The organism is Parendozoicomonas sp. 209JJ7-1, from assembly GCF_058147085.1.
In genome coordinates, this window is record NZ_JBYVJU010000007.1 from 208,814 (window position 1) to 225,107 (window position 16,294).

The 16,294-nt window shown below is 49.5% G+C and carries 10 protein-coding genes; 4 read left to right on the top strand and 6 right to left on the bottom strand.

From position 1 onward, the window contains the following. Window positions 1-282: 282 nt before the first annotated feature. Window positions 283-3,072, bottom strand: a complete 2,790-nt coding sequence (locus ACY2RQ_RS09335; protein ID WP_490112696.1) for a M16 family metallopeptidase — start codon at window positions 3,070-3,072, stop codon at window positions 283-285. Window positions 3,073-3,894: 822 nt separating this feature from the next. On the opposite strand from ACY2RQ_RS09335, the gene ACY2RQ_RS09340 reads away from it, so the two are divergent. Both ACY2RQ_RS09340 and ACY2RQ_RS09345 read left to right on the top strand, forming a co-directional pair. Further along, window positions 3,895-7,254 (top strand): hypothetical protein, encoded by a 3,360-nt coding sequence (locus ACY2RQ_RS09340; protein WP_490112697.1) that lies wholly within the window; start codon window positions 3,895-3,897, stop codon window positions 7,252-7,254. Between the two features lie 647 nt (window positions 7,255-7,901). Beyond that, window positions 7,902-8,936 carry a hypothetical protein gene (locus ACY2RQ_RS09345; protein ID WP_490112698.1) on the top strand — a complete coding sequence of 345 codons (1,035 nt, stop codon included), beginning with the start codon at window positions 7,902-7,904 and terminating at the stop codon, window positions 8,934-8,936. On the opposite strand, the gene thiH is transcribed toward ACY2RQ_RS09345, so the two are convergent. Genes thiH through thiS form a run of 3 tightly spaced genes read right to left on the bottom strand, consistent with a single transcriptional unit; the run spans window position 8,902 to window position 11,088 of the window. Further along, window positions 8,902-10,080: a 2-iminoacetate synthase ThiH gene (thiH, locus tag ACY2RQ_RS09350; RefSeq protein ID WP_490112699.1), complete on the bottom strand. Its 1,179-nt coding sequence runs from the start codon at window positions 10,078-10,080 to the stop codon at window positions 8,902-8,904. The two genes, ACY2RQ_RS09345 and thiH, sit on opposite strands and share 35 nt — an antisense overlap. Continuing rightward, window positions 10,077-10,844: a thiazole synthase gene (locus ACY2RQ_RS09355; RefSeq protein ID WP_490112700.1), complete on the bottom strand. Its 768-nt coding sequence runs from the start codon at window positions 10,842-10,844 to the stop codon at window positions 10,077-10,079. Before ACY2RQ_RS09355 ends, thiH begins: the two co-directional genes overlap by 4 nt. A 43-nt stretch (window positions 10,845-10,887) precedes the next feature. Further along, window positions 10,888-11,088 carry a sulfur carrier protein ThiS gene (gene thiS, locus ACY2RQ_RS09360; RefSeq protein WP_490112701.1) on the bottom strand — a complete coding sequence of 67 codons (201 nt, stop codon included), beginning with the start codon at window positions 11,086-11,088 and terminating at the stop codon, window positions 10,888-10,890. A gap of 147 nt (window positions 11,089-11,235) precedes the next feature. Between thiS and ACY2RQ_RS09365 the strand changes: the two genes are divergently transcribed. Then, window positions 11,236-11,448: a hypothetical protein gene (locus ACY2RQ_RS09365; protein ID WP_490112702.1), complete on the top strand. Its 213-nt coding sequence runs from the start codon at window positions 11,236-11,238 to the stop codon at window positions 11,446-11,448. 187 nt (window positions 11,449-11,635) lie between these two features. Beyond that, window positions 11,636-13,069, top strand: coding sequence for an L-serine ammonia-lyase (locus ACY2RQ_RS09370; protein WP_490112703.1), 1,434 nt, complete (start codon window positions 11,636-11,638; stop codon window positions 13,067-13,069). 99 nt (window positions 13,070-13,168) lie between these two features. Here the strand turns inward: ACY2RQ_RS09370 and ACY2RQ_RS09375 are convergent, their stop codons facing one another. Then, window positions 13,169-13,735 carry a hypothetical protein gene (locus tag ACY2RQ_RS09375; protein WP_490112704.1) on the bottom strand — a complete coding sequence of 189 codons (567 nt, stop codon included), beginning with the start codon at window positions 13,733-13,735 and terminating at the stop codon, window positions 13,169-13,171. Window positions 13,736-13,874: 139 nt separating this feature from the next. After that, window positions 13,875-16,294 (bottom strand): autotransporter family protein (locus ACY2RQ_RS09380; protein ID WP_490112705.1); only part of this gene is annotated, 2,420 nt, incomplete at its 5' end.

Below are 16,294 nucleotides of genomic sequence, written 5' to 3' on the forward strand. Positions count from 1 at the left end.
AGAATTTGAATGGTCTTATAGAAAAAACGTATGAAATGCGGTTTTCGGGGTTTTGTCATGCGTTCTTCGCATACCGCCATGCGCATTTTTAAGGTGTTTTTGTGGTTTGAAAGTCTACAGGGTATTCCACTGGTTTTTGTAAACATTTTTAGTGGGGCTGGCCCTGCTTAATCCCTGGGCCGAAAATAGCATCATTAAAATCGTAGAATAGCTTATGGATAAACCTGTAAAAACGCAGCAGGCGTAGTGCTTACCTGCTGCGTTGAGGGAAGGCGTTGCCAGTTATTTCACCGGCTTACCATCACGATCCAGCACGATAATTTCCCCCAGCTTCAGTTTTTCAATCTGGGGTCTGATCTTTTTCAGGTCTCCGGCAATAATCCAGGTAAAGTCATCGGGTGACAGAAACTCCCGGGCAACTTTCCGCACTGCGGGCAGCTCAACGGCTTCAACCTTTTTGGCATAGTTGTAAAGGTCGCTGTCTGGCAGGCCGTACTCCACCAGAGTACTGATGGAACCCAGCAGGGCGCTGTTGGTTTCGTAGCTGCCAGGCAGCTGACGTATACGGTTGCGCTTGACCAGTTTTAGTTCATCTTCTGTGGCCGGCTTACCATCAATAAATGCCTGGTATTCCTTGAGGATCTGTTCTACCGCAGGGCCGGTTTTATCGGCCTGTACAGAAGAGCTGGCAAGATAGGGGCGCTGCCCGCGGGCGCTCTTGGCGTAGCTGTTAGCGCCGTAAGCCCAGCCTTTGTCTTCCCGAAGGTTCATATTGAGGCGTGATGTGAATTCCCCGCCTATCACGTCGTTCATCACATTAAAGGTGAGGGTGCTCTTGTCGTTGCTGGGCATAACCAGCTGGCTGGCGACAATGACTGACTGTCCCGCCGCAGGGTAATCCACCAGGAACACACTTGGCTTTTTCTGGGGTTTCACATGGGCGATGGTCTTCTTCGGCAGGGGCGTATTCGGCGCTTTCCAGTTACCCAGGGTTTTGTTGAGTTTGGGCAGCAGCTGGGCCATGGTGATATCGCCGGTAACAATCAGGGTGGCGTTATCCGGACGCAGCCAGGTTTTCCAGAAGTTCACCAGGTCCCTGCGCTGCAGGGATTCGACGCTGGCTATGGTTCCCGTTCCGCTCCAGGGTGTATCATAGCTGTGGCCTTTGCCATACAGCCGTTCAGGCAGTACACGTCCGATAATACTGGTGGGAGCCGCTTTTTCCTGGCGGATGCCGTCTGTAACATTGCTGCGAATCCGGGTAAAGTCATCCTCTTCAAAGGTCGGGTGTTCCAGAATATCCGCAAGGATATCAAGGGATGGGTCAAGGCTGACGGTCAGCGTATCCAGGAATACGCTGGAGGTATCCAGGTCATTGCCAACACTCAGGCCGGTACCAAGGTTCTCCAGGGTTTCAGAGATTTCCTGGCTGTTCCGTGAAGTTGTGCCTTCATCCAGCATGGTCAGGGTAATGGCTGGCAGGCCGGGTTTACCCATGCGGGCTGAGAAGCCGGCGTTAAACTGCAGCTCCATTTCAACAACAGGGGTTTGGGGTCTGGTGGCGAGAATAATCTTCATGCCATTGGCCAGTGTCGTGCGTTCCAGAGATGGCAGGGAGAGGTTGACCTTTTCCCCGGGGCTGGGCACTTTGCTTCTGTCCGCGCCGGTTTTGGCATAGGTGTATTTGGGGAATGGCGTGATTTCCAGAACATAGGCCCCGTCGGACAACCAGGTGCGGGCACTGTTACGCAGGTCTTTCGGGGTAGCCGCTTTCATTATTTTGTAGCTGGTTTTGTAGAAGCCGGGATCGCCGAACATCACTTCACCACTGGCGAGGATGTCGGATTTACCTCCAAAACCACCTACACGTTCAGTGCCCCGGACAAATGCCGCGGCCTGACTGAACCTGGTACGCTGCAGTTCATCTTTGGTTGGGCCGTCTTTAATAAAGCGGGCCAGCTCTTCATCGATCACTTTTTCAATTCTGGGCAGCTCCACGCCGGGGCGGGCATCGGCGAAGACCATCACCTGCCCGGCCAGCAGGCGGTCATACAGGAATACGCTTACCCCTGTAGCCAATTGGTCTTTCACCACCAGTCGGCGATACAGGCGACTGGTTTTACCGCCCCCAAGGATATCGGTCGCCAGGGAGAGGTATTCGGCATCTTTGGTGCCGGCAGGTGCCACGTTCCAGACTTTGATCAGGCGGGCCTGGGGTACCCGGTCCTGCATGCTGTCACGTTTTTCCAGGGTACGTTTGGCAATCCAGGTTTCCAGTTTATTCAGGGGACCGCCGGGGGGAATATCGCCAAAGTACTTCTCAACTTTCCTGCGGGCCGTTTCGGTATCAATATCACCGGAAAGCACCAGTACGGCATTGGATGGATCATAGTAACTCTTGAACCAGGTTTTCACCTGTTCAAGGCTGGCGTTGTTCAGGTCTTTCATGTAACCGATGGTGGGCCAGGAGTAGGGGTGGCCCTCGGGGAAGGTTTCCTCGGCTATGCGAGTCCAGGCTTTTCCATAGGGTCGGTTTTCTTTCTGGCGCTTCTCGTTTTTAACAACATCCCGCTGTTCATCAAGGGTGGCCTGGCTGATGGCACCTTCAAAATGTCCCATGCGGTCGGATTCCATCCACAAAGCCATATCGAGGGCAGGAGTGGGCACTGTTTGAAAGTAATTGGTGCGGTCGGTACTGGTGGTGCCGTTCTGGTCGGTGGCACCGGCCTCTTTGAAGGGTACGAAAAAATCATTCCTGTAGTTTTCCGAACCTTGGAACATCAGGTGCTCAAACAGGTGAGCAAAACCCCGGGACCCTGCGGTTTCATTCTTGGAACCTACCTTGTACCAGATATTAACGGCAACGACCGGGGCTTTACGGTCTTCATTCACAATGACAGTCAGGCCGTTATCAAGGGTGAACCTGTCGTAGGGAATAGTCACTTCCGGTAGCGGGGCAGCGGACGAACTGGTTGAATAAGGTGCCGAATTGAAACCGGCGCAGCCGGTCAGCATCGCGAAAGCCAGGGTAACAGTCGGCAGGCCGCGGGTGATACGGGATTTTACTGTCATGATGATGTCTGGGGAATCCTTGGAGTTTTGTTTGAGCTTAACATAGCCGCAGATAACATAGTGGCGAATAACATAGTCGTAGACTGGAAATTCAGCAAAAGGGTCCCGAGGAACTGTCGTTTAAAGGTGATATTCGGGGAATTACGACCAGGTACTCATAAAACCTCAACAGGCCCTGACAGCGAAAAATTGTTTTCATAATGCTCAACTCTGTAATACACGGGGATAGCTGCCTGATGGATGTTGTGATTTTCTGGGCTGCAGATGACGAATAAAAGTTCCTGTTTCTTCGGTTTTCCTCGCTGCATAACCCCACTAATGCACCGTGAATAATCCATGATTTTTATTTTTCAGGATAATGTGCCAAATCTGCTTTAAATGAAAAACCTGCTGTGTGAAAAATAAACACTTGTCATGAGGTCAGGCAAAGCAGTAAAAATTCTAATCTTCCATAAGTAACACACAGGGTTATCCACAGATTTTGTGGATAAATGTGTTACGTGGTTTCCGCGGCTTATTCGGGTGTTTCCCAGGAACCTCCTCGCCGTTTGCCCCGCTCATTACGTTACCTTGTTGTTATTAAACAGGTTTTCCTGCTTTTCACCCTGAAGGAGGGTGATAGTCCCTATAAATAGTCCCTATAAACTGTGGCGATTACACCTGAATTGTCTACTTTATAAATCCGAAAAATTCACAAATATAAACAGGGGCAGGGGCAGGGTGCAGTTGCAGTTAAGGATCCAGTTAAACGGGGCAGGTTCTCAATACAGAAAATTTCTGGCTGTTTTTCTTCTGGTTTTAATGGGGGCTGGGGCCGTTCCTGTGTCCGGATTTCAGGCTGAGGAGAATCAGCAGGCTGATCTTTATCAGGACTATCAAAGCTACACAGGTTATCAACAAAGCCACGATGGTTATCAAGGTTACAAGGATTATCAGAGGCATAAAGAAGGGCAGGCAGGTGGCAGCCAGGGTGAAGTGCTTTCTGTAAGAGATTCCCAAAAACTTTTACTGGACCGTTTGCCATTCTGGAAACGGGAGACTTTCCTGAAGCGCCCCTACAACAGTCGGGACTGGTTTCTGGATACAGCGAAAAGCGAAGCGGTTCTGGCAACCTCTTCCCTGACGTTGATGGGAGCCGCGACATTTGCCACTGCCGCTCTTCAGCCCTGGACCGGTGCTCTGTTCGGCCAATATGGAACACTCGCCTCTGACTTTGCTGTGGACTCAGTGACCTCTGGCAGCTGGCAGGAACTGGGTTTTCGTACCGGAATGAACGTGCTTGGCTGGGCTATTTCGGATCATATCGCTTATATTCCCTGGCTTCTGCGATATATCGTTTCCCACGGAGCCCTTGTCCAGAATACCTGGTCTGATATCTGGAAAACCTTCCTGCCTAATATGCAGGGCCAGAAAATATTCTCATGCACCCGTCCTGGTCTCTGCAGTGCCATAGAGCTGACGTACCATTTACCGGACCGGGATTTTACCCCGGATACCGGTCAACCCTGGCTCTCCATACGCTTCCCTTACGACACTCCGGAACTGGTTCCAGAAAGCCCACTGGAAGAACGCCTGGTGGTATTGCGCAACTGGGCCAGACAGAACTCTGCCGACGCTGTCCATCTGTATCCGGATAATGAGGACGGACACCTGATGCTGTGGACAAGGGCCTGGTTCCACGGAGTGCCTGGCAAGCTGTACAAGGTTCCCGGGCGTTTTGGTATTGGTGCCGGATCCTGTTGGTGGACAACCGTTATGTCCGATCGTTACCCGGAGGCGGAGTTGAATAAACGGCGTCTGGTTAACCCGCTGGATGAGACAATTCTGGAAGTTTTACCAGAGATTCTGGAAGAAGAGTCTGTTTCTCCGCTTCAGCTCCGAGGCAGGGAGCAGGTTGTTGGTAGCAGTTACGGTCTGTTGGGTATTCCGTCAGGGGACAAAGGTTTTCTTTTGTTTGACAGGCACCTGAGCGGTCATTATGAACTGCCTGAAATATGGCTGGAGTCGATGCTCGCCCTGGATAATGTGATGGGGCAGGCGATTCGCAACCTGGATATGCGTCGTTTACCCGCTCCCTTACGTGGCAGGGATAAATTGGTGGTGGAAGTATTGCGTTCATTCTTATACAAGGCAGCGCTGGAGTGGGGAATTAACAGACTCAGTACCCAATCTGAACGTACCAGCCCTGGCAGTAACAGCAACAAACCCAGTAACAGCAATAAATCAGAGACTGGTGAGAATAAACACAATCGTCCCAGGGAAACTCTGGAGGATACAAATGATGGCGAGACTCTGCGAGAGTCTGTTATGACCTCACAGAATGAAGCTGGAGAGTATGTTATCTGGTCGGATCACGCTTACGAAGAGGATTTAAAGGAGACAGTTTTAACCTCTGCAGATAAGAGTATAAAAGAAGCCGCCCCTGCTAAAGGGAAGCGGGATGGGGGCAGAAGCAAACCAGGGCGTAAGCGTCCACGGCCTAAAAAGCAAACTACAAAATCAATAAAAGCTGGCAAGGGAGACAAGCCAAAGATCTCTGATCCTATTACCCTGAATGTCATTAACAGGGCAGCGGCTTATCAGGAAGAGCTGAAGAAAGCCGTTGACGCGATTAACGCCCAGAGTGAAAAAGCCGCAAAGGGTAGAGAGACACATCTCGAACGCAGGGAAAGGCTTCAAAAGAATGCTCCTGTGGCTAAGGCGGCTTTCCCTGCTGAACCCGAAAAGAAAGGTCTGAAGGACCTGGTAAAGAAAAAGAATCGCCAGCTGGTAGACCCCATAAAGAAAGTTGTTTCCAAAGGTAAAAAGGTTTCCATTAATAGCAGGAAAGAAATTCTGAGCAGAGGGAGAGGGCTTGTCTACAGATCTTCCCTGGAAGGAACACCTCTACCAGCCGTTGAACGGGAGAAAAAGCAGAGTTTTGCCAGAGAGAGGGTGAAGGTTCTGCAAGAAGCGGAAAAAAAAGCTTTAAAAGAAGGGAAGGTCAATGCTGCCAACAAAGCCGAACGGGTAAAGCAGGGAAAGATCAAGCAGAACAATTTATTACCTGAACCATCGGAAGCTCGGCTGGTAACCCGTAGCCAGTCCAGGGTTTCTGCCCAACCATCCCAGGTTGTAGTCCAGGAACACCAGATGCCACAGAAGGAAGCAGAAGTGGAGAAGAGGCAACCCGCAGCGGAACTTTTGCTGGCGGAACTTCCGGCAGAGAAAAACTTCTGGCGGGTGCTGTTTATCGGGCAGCCACAGTCTGGAAAGACCCAAGCGATGAGACAGGTGATTGATGGATCAGAAAACCTGACACTGGAATCGGGCAGAAAAGGCAAAACTGTTAAATTTTACCAGCCGGTTGTGTTGAATGGAAAGAAGGTGGGTATTGGTGAAGTTTCGGTTCATGCAGGCCATGACGGGATAGACGACGCCTTCTCTGTAACTAAGGATGAAGCAAAACTGAAGGCCCTGATAGACAAGGTTGATAAAATTATCTGGTGTGGAGACACACGTCTTCACGTCTCTCCGAATACAGATCGGCAGGATGAAGAGACAGTCTTCAAGGCGATTGCCACAATGGCTCAGAACAAGAATAAAGAACTCTATCTGGCCCTGACTTATGCCAATAATGGGGTCCAGAAAATTGCAGATGACCCGGCCCTTAAAAGAAGGATCCCAGGGTTTGAGTTCAGTTCCGAAGGTGGCTTGCACATGGCTCAGAAAATATACAATCAGGCTAAAGCCTTTTATCAGAAGCTGGGTAAGGTAAATATGGTGGAGAGGGGGGAGAAAATAACGGTTGAATGGCTACCTTCGACTTTTGTCGGACTGCTGGGCAAAGGAGATGGTAATGACCCTGATCTGTATTACCAGAAGCTGATGAAAAGTGAAGGTCATCCTGTTTCCAGCTGGAGAGCCTATCTTGCCAGCTGGTTGGTCAGGGATCCAGCCGTGGAAAGAGTGCGTATCCAGAATGAGCTGGCGCTCAGAAGAGCACAGCTTATTGGCCCGGGAAGTGGGGATAAAAGCGGGCTGGTGGATGGCAAACCATCTCCTTCAACGGTACTGGATACCCATACCCGAAGTTCTTCTGCAACATTGCCCTTGAACAGAATGTCAAAAGGCGGCTACTACAGCCGACCTTCCCATTCTGGTGACGGTGGTGGCATGCGCCAGATGAAGCACCCCGGCTAGACTTGCACAGGATCGAGTCAGCAGGCCATATCCATGGCTACTATTCCTGGCGATAGCCATTTCCAGGCTAATAACCCGGTCCGTTTCCTCTCCCATGGCGGTCAAGGTATTGTCCAAGAAGGTCCTGGAACTCTGAACATAATCCTGGGGCATAGTACATCAGGCCAATCTCTGGTTTGATATCCGTATCTTTCACCTTTGCTTCTCTTATTAATTTACCACCCACGCCCAGTTCAAGAATCTGGAAATTTCTTTACAGGGAAGAAAGATGAGAACTGATCATCAAAATGTGACATTGGCCATACCCTAACTACAAAACTACACAAGACTACCCTGCCTTAAAGCTGGTTTTCTCCAGCATAGTTAAGCGCATATTGAATTCAGGCAATAAAAACAACTTGGGAAGTATGAAACAGAGCCAAACAGTATGTACTTTTCACCAGAACTAATGTCTATCAATAAATATCCTGTTAGGCATTACTTATATATTTTGTTTCGGTATTTTGGTCGTTGAACCCTGTCTCCCCCCTCAGTAAACTGATTGTGAACAGTGATCGTTCATCTAATAATCACAAGGTTGTCCGATGTTAAAATGCAGAAGTCGTTCATTTGTTTTTTCCGCTTTTTTATTGCTTTCCGCACCCTTATTGGCAGGGTCCGTCGAAGAGCAGCAGAAGCTGGAAAGGCTGAAAACCGAGTATGAACAATATCTGGCTGGTATTGAGAAAGTAAAAACAGATGTCATCCTGCTGGAATTAAAACACAGTGAAGCTGTCGCAAACCTGGAAGCAAGTCTGGAGAAACATGAACAGGCCCTGGAGCTTTATAACCAGGATACAGCGAAGCTGAATAAAGACAGTACTTCGACATCCTATCTAAGGGCCGCAAGACGTTCCGAACTGGCTCTGAAAATGGCCAGGCGTGAACTCTCCACCCGAAACAACAGCGAAAAAAGAATTTCTGACAGGCTGGATAATTATTATCAACAGCTGGATCAATCTTATGCCCAGATAAAGGAATATAACAAAAGTATTGCTGAACAAAGGACGCTGTTAAAAAATACCCGGCGCAGTGAAGAGCGTAAGCGTCAGCAGACTCTGGCTGAGAAAAAGCAGGCGCAAAAGCAAGTACAAAAACAGCGGGAAGTCGCCAAAATGCTTGCCCGGCAAAAGGACGAAGAGAAGCGACAGACTGAAAAGTCAAGGCAGGAGCAACTGGTCAGAGTCCGAGAGGTGCAAAAACAGGACGCACAGAAAAAAGCCGCAGAAGGAGTTGCACGTTCTACCCTGGCAGAGTCAGTTAAGCAGGCAGAAGCTCCCATAATCCAACAACTTTCCGCTGTAGACGAGGAATCCAAAGCCTACGCAATAAAAGAGCTGGAACGCCTGGAGCAGAGACTTTCATCAGGGCGCGGGGGTAAGCCTTTGTTTAAACGACTGTCCCTGGTTGTTGATGGTAAAGATCCTCTGCTCTTTGAGTTTATTGGTAAAAAATACTATCGGCTGGATGCTGTTGTACAGTCTGGCAGTCATGTGTTCCGTATTAACAAATCCAAGTTCCGCAGAACCATCCCCCAGGCGGATGATGGCCAGGAGTACGTGTTTCTGTTTGATGCCAAATACGCCTCCCGGCCACGGTTGGTGCTGTTTAAGAAATCCCTTGTGACAGACCGCTTGAAGTAAGTTCCTTATCACGCCAGACGGCTTCAAGACCCTGGCTCTTCAGCATGGACGCAATCTCCTGGGGAGAGCGGCCATCATCTATGCTGAACTGCTCCAGGGCATCGGCTCTTTTCTTCTTTTCAGAAGCAACCTCAGGTTCCGGATCAGCATAACCTCCGGGGCGTGTGCTGGATGCTGCGCTCATACTGGTAATACCCAGTCGGGCAACATTGTTTCGGAATATTTCCGATTCCCGGGTGGACAGTGACAGTTCCACTTCCGGGAACACCAGACGCCAGGCACATATCAGCTGGACCAGCTGGCGGTCGCTGATGGGGGATCTGGGCTGGAAATCACCTTCACAGGGACGAATGCGGGGGAAAGAGATGGAGTAGCGTGTACGCCAGTAAGTTTTCTGCAGATAGTCGAGATGGCAGGCGGTGTAAAAACTGTCGGTACGCCAGTCTTCAAGGCCCAGCAAAGCGCCAATGCCCATCTTTCTGATACCGGCCCGGCCAAGGCGGTCGGTGGTGTTCAGACGATAGTCAAAATCCTGCTTGTTGCCCCGCTTGTGGTATTCAGCGTAGGTGTGACGGTTGTAGGTTTCCTGGTACACCAGCACAGCGTCAAGGCCGAGGTTAATCAGCTCGGCATATTCGTCCTGCTCCAGGGGCTGCACTTCCATGCTCAGGTGGGCGAAGTGCTTTTTGATGTAGGGCACCACTTCCCGAAAGTACTTCATCCCAACCGTACCTGGCGCTTCACCAGTCACCAGCAGGATATGTTCAAAGCCCATGGCTTTTATTGCGGCAATTTCCCTGTCCAGCTGTTCCATGGACAGGGTTTCCCGGCGAATAGGGTTATCCAGGCTGAAACCACAGTAGGTGCAGATGTTATGGCACTTATTGGAGAGGTACAGGGGTACATACAGCTGTACGGTATTGCCAAAGCGTTTGCGGGTCATCTGCAGGCTGGTAGCGGCCATTTTCTCCAGAAACGGTTCCGCAGCGGGTGAAATCAGCACCTGAAAATCATCCAGCGTGCGCTGGGAACGACTAAGCGCCCGTTGAACGTCATTGGATGTATAACTGCCCAGGCGCAGCTTGCTGTCATCCCAGTGCAGACGTTTGTAATGGTCTGTGTAGTTTATGGCATGCTCGGTCATGGTGTATCCAGAAACGCCGTTAACGGGCTGCTGGCTTCAGCAGTCAGCTGTCGCCCACCAAGGCCCGCTTCATAGGCCTGTCGGCCGGCAATTACAGCCATACGGAATGCGTCTGCCATGGCCGCAGGTTCACCGGCAACGGCGATGGCGGTGTTAACCAGCACTGCATCCGCGCCCATTTCCATGGCCAGAGCCGCGTCGGAAGGGCTGCCGATACCGGCATCCACAATTACCGGAATGCTGCTGCCTTCAATAATAATCTGCAGGAAGTCTTTGGTACGCAGGCCAAGGTTGCTGCCAATCGGTGCACCCAGGGGCATAACGGCGGCGCAGCCAGCTTCTTCCAGGCGGCGGCAGATTACCGGGTCCGCATGAATATAGGGCAGAATATGGAAGCCATCCTTTGCCAGAATTTCTGCCGCTTTCAGGGTTTCCACCGGATCGGGCATTAAATAGCGGGGGTCCGGGTGAATCTCAAGTTTCAGCCAGGAAGTGCCCAGAGCTTCCCGGGCCAGGCGGGCAGCGAATACTGCTTCTTCCGCAGTACGGGCACCGGAGGTATTGGGCAGCAGGTTTACCCCGCAGCTTTGCAGGGGAGCGAGAATATCGTCTTTCTGGTCTTCGGTATCGACACGTTTCAGCGCCATAGTTACCAGATCTGTTTCCGAGGCTTTAACCGCGTCGGTCAGGGCCTGACGGCTGCTGAACTTGCCGGTGCCCAGCAGCAGGCGGGAGGAAAAGTTTTGGTTCGCGAGGGTGAGCATTGAACGGGAAAATCCTGTTTCAGTATTCTGTTTATAGACGCTGTCAGCCGCCGGCGGTGGCACGGATAACCATGACCTGGTCTGCTTCTGCCAGGGTGGTTTCCGGCCAGAGGGAGCGGGGAATAACATTCTGGTTAACCGCGATGGCACTTCCTGTGGCGGGAATACCCATCTCTTCCAGCAGCTGTTCCAGGGTGACGGAGGTACACACGTCCCGGGATTGATCATTAACGGTGATCAGCATTCATTATGTTCCACTACATTATCCGGTGATTGTAGGGGGGACTTTTGTGCTTTGGAAGAGCATAGCCCAGGAAGGTGGGACTCATTACCGGGGAGGTCACGATAGGAAGGCTCATTAAGCTTCTAAAATCAGGTTCTCTATATTGTTTTGAGATTCTCCTATGGGTTGCTGGTTACAGAGCGTCCTGCTTTCTATCAGTCTGGTCTGGTCAATGTCTGGTTATACAAACTGGGAGGACGCAGTTTTCAGGTGGCCAGGCGTGTACCAGCTATGGGCAAGTACGCTTCCTCCATGAACATCTTCACTGTGGTAATAGGTACAATCACTATTACCGGTATCATCACTTCCCAGCTGCTGTAATCCAGATACTGAGTATTACGATTTTGCGGGGAAGCCTGCGCTTCCCCACACTGGTTTCCGGAGCAGGCACACGGCACAATCTGTACTTGTTTCCGGAGGCTGCTTTTCCCTCTTTTTTATCTGTCTGACCAGATCCACTTTTTCCGGATCTCACGACAAACGCTATATATTCAGAGATTCATCGAACATGGCACTAAGCATTTTCGACATTTTCAAGATTGGTATCGGTCCTTCCAGCTCTCATACAGTTGGACCCATGTGGGCTGGCCATCGATTCCTGAATGATTTGCGTGAGAAAGGAATTCTCGACAGCATTACCTCTGTGCGTGTTGGCCTGTATGGCTCTCTGGCCCTTACAGGTAAAGGTCATAGTACAGACAAGGCCGCCATCCTCGGCCTGGCGGGCTATCGTCCTGATGATGTTGATCCTGATCTGGCTGACCAGACCTTTAAAAACATCGTAAAAAACGGCGTAATGAAACTGGCGGGTGAGCGTGAAATCAAGTTCGATTACGGCACCCAGATGGTTTTCCACTACGGTGAAGAACTGGAACATCCCAACGGCATGCGTATCTACGCCGCCGACAAGAATGGCATTGTCGTTTATTATAATACCTACCTGTCCATTGGCGGTGGCTTTGTTATCTGCGCTGACGATGTTAATAACAAGAGCAACAACAAGAGCAACAACAAGAGTAAGCTGAGTGGTACTGGTGCTCCTGTCGTCGCTGAACCGGTTGTGCCTTACCCCTTTAAGAGCGCAGAAGAACTTCTGCACCTGTGTGAACAGCATAACCTGACCATTGCCGAACTGGTCCTGATGAACGAGAAAACGCTTACTGGCGGCGATATGGATAAGGTCCATGCCGGGATTGATGCGATCTGGGATGTTATGGGGGCCTGTATCGTCCGAGGCATGCGTATGGAAGGCAATCTTCCAGTCAGCAACATGAAGCGCCGTGCGTCCTCTATACAGAAGCAGCTGATGGCGAATCCGGAAGCCATGCTTAAGGATCACTTCTTCATCATGGACTGGGTAACCTTATTCGCCATGGCGGTGAATGAAGAAAACGCGTGTGGCGGACGTGTTGTAACCGCACCCACCAATGGCGCTGCCGGTGTTATTCCTGCCGTTCTGTCTTATTACACGCGTTTTATAGACAATGCCGATCGTGACGGCATCCGTAACTTCATCGCAACTGCTGCCGCTATCGGCATGCTGTACAAGATGAACGCAACCATTTCCGGTGCGGAAGCTGGCTGCCAGGCAGAAGTGGGTTCTGCCTGTTCCATGGCGGCGGGTGCTCTGGCTGCAGTGCTGGGGGCAAATATTCATCAGGTTGAAAATGCTGCGGAAATCGGTATGGAGCACAATCTGGGTATGACCTGCGATCCCATTGGTGGTCTGGTACAGATTCCCTGCATTGAGCGTAACGGCATGGCGGCGATCAAGGCGATTACCGCGGCCCGTATGGCTCTCCGTGGTGACGGTAACCACGAAGTGTCCCTGGATTCCTGCATTGAGACCATGTACCGCACAGGTCTGGATCTGCAGAGCAAGTATCGTGAAACCTCACAGGGTGGATTGGCCGTATTCGCCAAACCTCAGTGTGTTGCCTGATCGGTATAGCCATACCGAAAAAGCTATAAAGAAAATAACCTGAAAAAACGCCCGTTTTCCCTGGAAAGCAGGGCGTTTTTATATCTGTCGTGTATCCGGTCAGATCTGGTCTGTTATTGGGAAATTGCAGGTATATATTGTGCGGAGGTGATGGCCTTTTCCTTTGGTGGAAACAGAGCAGCAACGAGCGGCACCAATGGCGTTTGGGGATCTCATACAGTTGTTGTAATCCAGTAGCAGTAAAGATGCTCCGCGTATTTGGCTGTTGGGGTCATTGGGTGAAAGGTTGGCGATGATTTGTTCCTGCTGGTTATTGGCAAACAGGGAAAAAATATAAGACTGGCTGCCTGCTTCCAGAAAAATATCAGCCCTCGCATACTGGGGGTGGCCGTTAAACCCTCCGACATAGGTACAGCTGCCTCTGGGAATATAAATGGGGTACAGGAAGTTGGGCGGCAGTTTATAGCGGGTCTGGTTCTGGCTTGTCACCATTCCAGCGCCAAAGGTAGCGCTCATATCTACAGAGCTGCCGTTTTCCAGGTAAATCCGGGTGATAACCTTCTGTTCGCTCCAGGCTGGTGCGGAGGCCGTCGCAGATGCAAGAGCAAACAGCGCAGCCAGAGCAGCTTTGTGGATGGTTTGTTTAGAGATAGCTTGGGATTTCATGGGGCGGCCTGTTTTCAAAGATGTACTCAAGGCCGTGAGGATAGTTGTGGCTGGGCTGTTTTGCCGCCGGCATCTGATAATCAACAGTTTTTATACAAAAATGGCTCTCACTTGAGAGCCATTTGAAGGAGGCTTTCAATCAGAAGTCGTAGCGCAACTTGGCTTGAACAGAATCGGCATTAAAGCCATGTTTCCAGGTATGGTCATATTTGAACGACAAGCTAAAGTTATTATCCATCCAGTAACTTATCCCTACACCAGCTTGATAACGTGACTGTTCAGGCTCTATACCAGCAGTACGAAATGTAAGTGGTAGATTAAAGGCTTCAGCTGTTACGTTTTGTGTGACTTTATCACCCTTAAAATCGTGGAAAGCAAAAAGAGAAAACTCTGGCAGTAGCAGACCTCTGGTGATTTCGACCAGCTGGCTCAAGCGTATACCCGCACCAAGCTCCAACACTTCCTGATTGCCCGGGCTTAATTTCACAATATTACCCGTGTTGGACTTTTCTTTATAAGAGTTGGTATCTAGCAGACTGTAATTCAGAGACAGCTGCGGCTCAATAAGAGTGTCCTTGTTGTTAAACCAGAACTGGTAACCACTGGTTATGTTCAGGCCATATTGTTTACTGTTGTAGTCAGAGTCATAACGAGATGCGCCGGCATAACGTTTAGAGTTCACGTCGTTATAGCCGAAGTTCACAATACCGTTGGCAAACCAGTTATTACTCTGCCAGTCACCGTAGAGACTGAGCTGATAACTATCAATAGTTGTACGGTTGGCGGACTCTTTCACGTTTACAGAAACATCCGCAACGCTGAAAGCAGAACCCAGAGTCCACTCAGGAGTCAGTTCAATATCTCCTCCCAGGGTAAAACCCTTACTTCGGGCTTTATAGCCGTTGTAGATCAAAGCCCCGTCACGTTGTTTGCCCTGGTCTGCTTCTATATGAAGAACTTTTACCCAAATACCACCGCTGTATGGGAGATCGCCGGTGTTGACACCGGAGCTGGTACCGCGAAGATCGGCAAGGTGACTCAGAATATTGTTAAAGGCTCCATCCTGAACTGCATTGGCGGCAGCTAAAAGGGCAGACTGGGTTTCGTTATCAAGGCCGGGAATGGTTTTTTTGATAACTTCTGTAAACTCTTCAGAAGTTTGAATTTGATTAAGTTGTTTTAGGGCGTCTGTTAGAGCGTTACCGCTCAGAGTGTTAAGAGTAGCCTGGATAATTCCGGCCAGGTTGGCAATATTGCTGTTACCCGTGTCAGTCAGCAGATTTTGCGCCATATCCGCCTGGGTAATGCGAGCTTCTAACGTATTTCCCGATTGAACCTGTGTAACATTAAAAACAATCGGGCTGTTTAATTTGAAAATATTTTCAGCGGTATTCAGTCCCTTTGAAGCAGAGATAACAGGGTAGGAACCCTCTGTTAAAGTATTTGAGAGGATATTAATAACAGCTCCTGATTCAATATTGGCGGTGCCATCTATTTGAATATAAGGCTCTGTCGTTGAACTGGGGTAGATATTTACGATGCCCTGTTGTATGTAGTCGGCCTCTATGGAAACAGGGGATGGTAAAGTCAGTTCTCCTGTCGGCTGAATAGTAAAGGTGTGCCTGGAATCAGCGAATTCAGGCATGATTTTAACAGGAGGAAACGGAAGAATTATAGAGGGAGTGAAAGAATACCCTCTATATGGGCTTTGTTTTTGTTTAGTGCTTCCTTCCCAGGTTGTTTTACCGTCTATATTAATATTTTCAATATTGTATAAACCACCTTTTATCATACCTCCTCTGAGAGTGAGTTGATCATGAACCTTCGTTGAGCCGTAGATATCACCTGCAATAATTCCTTTATTATGGTTTAGGTCGAGGGACTCTGAGAAAATAGCATTAATAGTAGTGGGGCCTTGAATATTACCATTGTTTTCGATTCTGACGACGCTTCCAGCATCTAACTGGATGGCTGTTCCTGTGACAGTTGCTATAGAGCCGTTATTGATAAAACCACCCTCTATTGTGCTTGCGATACGCACAGTTTTTGATTCTGGATGCCTTTGGAAAAAACCATCATCATTCTCTAGTGCACCTGTAATGATTTCTCCATCTTCTAATTGGTAAACAAAATAGTTGTCATGTATAGGCTGACCTAAAGATATTCTTGTAAACTCTAGAAAACTATTAGGTGCTGTTTCTGACTTTATTATTATAAATCCCGTCCCTTTACCATTTTGAAACCCTGGGAATTTTACTGCATACAGATTGGTTCCAGTTTTATGGTACAACGGGAACTCGGGTAAGAAATCAGAGATTAAATTAGAAAAAGTAATATCGTTAATTTTTTCGTAGGATGTGATATCAGGATCAATACCATTGATGTCGAAGAGGTCTACAGGTTCGGCGGTGGTTACCAGAGTGCCATTATTTATAAAGCTACCAGTAACGTCTTGTTCTAAATGTACCGCAGATGCACCGTACCCACTGACTGAAATAGAACCATTATTGACAATGTTGCCAATAGTTTTCTCTTCATCTGAAAAGTTTAAGATTTCTA

Bases quoted from the DNA above. Each gene is read 5' to 3' on its own strand.
- ACY2RQ_RS09375 (WP_490112704.1), bottom strand. From the start codon at position 13,735: ATGAAATCCCAAGCTATCTCTAAACAAACCATCCACAAAGCTGCTCTG.
- ACY2RQ_RS09335 (WP_490112696.1), bottom strand. From the start codon at position 3,072: ATGACAGTAAAATCCCGTATCACCCGCGGCCTGCCGACTGTTACCCTG.
- ACY2RQ_RS09355 (WP_490112700.1), bottom strand. From the start codon at position 10,844: ATGCTCACCCTCGCGAACCAAAACTTTTCCTCCCGCCTGCTGCTGGGC.
- ACY2RQ_RS09370 (WP_490112703.1), top strand. From the start codon at position 11,636: ATGGCACTAAGCATTTTCGACATTTTCAAGATTGGTATCGGTCCTTCC.
- thiS (WP_490112701.1), bottom strand. From the start codon at position 11,088: ATGCTGATCACCGTTAATGATCAATCCCGGGACGTGTGTACCTCCGTC.
- thiH (WP_490112699.1), bottom strand. From the start codon at position 10,080: ATGACCGAGCATGCCATAAACTACACAGACCATTACAAACGTCTGCAC.